The 1617-nt window shown below is 56.2% G+C and carries 2 protein-coding genes; both read left to right on the plus strand.

Annotation, left to right across the window (positions count from 1 at the left end; all coding sequences use genetic code 11):
* The coding region (locus GTF44_RS21920) for a hypothetical protein (protein WP_171591571.1) at positions 1-1170 on the plus strand (1170 nt) is incomplete at its 5' end.
* Positions 1171-1414: 244 nt separating this feature from the next.
* On the plus strand, positions 1415-1617 hold a 203-nt coding region (locus GTF44_RS22045), incomplete at its 3' end, for a hypothetical protein (RefSeq protein WP_216365221.1).

The following is a 1617-nucleotide window of genomic DNA, read 5'->3' on the forward strand; positions in this document are numbered from 1 at the left end:
CGCGAACTGCTGATGCGTGATCCCGAGACGGGTGAGATCTTCGAGGTTACGCTCAACTCGGATGGTCAGATGATCGGTGTCGAGCCGCGCTCGCTGAACCAGCTGGCCGAGATGTTTGGCGTCGACGCGACTGATCTGGCTGCTGCGATTGAGGCTGCGCCTCTTGAGGTGACCAAGTCGTCCCAGGGCGTACGGCAGATTATTAACCCTGAAATCATTAACCCTGAAGTCGTTCCGTTCATCATCGGTGGGCTTGGGTTAATTGCGATCATCGCCGCGAATTCTGGCGACGACGGGTCCGGCGGTGGGTCCAATGCTGCAGACCAGGCGCTCGATGGGATTTTAAATGATCCGGCGAACGCAGAGCTTGACGATTTCAAGGACGCTGGCACCGAGAATGTGACCGAGGACAACGTCTCTTACGTCAAGGAAGTCATCGACGCTATTCCCGAGGAAGATCGCGACGACCTGACGGCCGGTGACATCGATAAAATCGCCGATATCGTCGATGAGTTTGTCCCGCAACAGGCAGACAGTATCGCGGTGACGGTCGAGGATGATAAGACGACCGTCGACATTGACCTCGACGGCGATGGCACCACCGATGAAAGCGTTGTCGTTGTGGTAGATGAAGATCTCAATGTCACCGAGATCGCATTTGATGACGACAATGATGGGACGGTTGATCGCAGCGAAACGTACACGCTCGATGACGAGGGCAATCGGGTCGGTGCTGATTTTGATGACGACAATGACGGGACGGAGGATCGCAGCGAGACCTATACGCTCGATGACGAGGGTCAGATAGTATTCACCGAGCTTGACAATAATGCCAATGACACTGTGGATGTGGTAAGTTTCGGAAACATCGATAGCCAGGTGGACTTGACGGCAGAGACCGTTGCCGATTGGGATATCTCATCGCTGGACATGACCAACGACACGGCTCAGACGATCACGATGACCGCTGCGGTTCTCGCAGCGCTGGCTGATGGCAACGCGGACTATGAGTTGATCATCGACGGGGACGGCAACGATAGGGTTGTGATCGAAGGTGCGACTGCAACGGGTAGCTCGGACACTGACGGCCGCGTTGAATACGAATACGCTGGGACGTCTGGCTCCTTCTTCATTGACTCTGAGGTGACTATCATCAGCAGCGAGGCCTAAGTGGCGGTCGGACCCTGAACATCTGATCACCGCTTTTCTCCCGCCAGCTACTATCCCAGTCACTGCGTGGCTGGCGGGAGACTCTCCTAAGAAAATCAATAGAGCGGGCGCTAAGCCCGCGACGACGAGCAAGACCAAGACAATCGTTGAGGTGGTTAGGATGAGGGTGTCTCCAATCGCTCGACTATTGCGTGTGCAAGAAGCTGCAGACCAGTCGCCTAGGCGCGCTCTGATTTCCGATACCATGCGTTTTGTCTCTCTGTTGAATGAGCAATCCGCTTCATGGGCGAGGGTGTTTCTTGTGTGCTTCGTTTCTCTGAACCTCATTGGCTGCGCGGACTGGGACAGCCGCGCAGTCACGGATACGCCGGACCCGGATGCCTCCGCTTCGTGGGTTTCCCTGCCCGAAGCCCGGGTGCCGGCTATTCGTCCTGCAACCTCGACAGC

This window comes from Roseobacter sp. HKCCD6576-2, assembly GCF_013179285.1.
GTDB lineage: Bacteria > Pseudomonadota > Alphaproteobacteria > Rhodobacterales > Rhodobacteraceae > Rhodophyticola > Rhodophyticola oceani.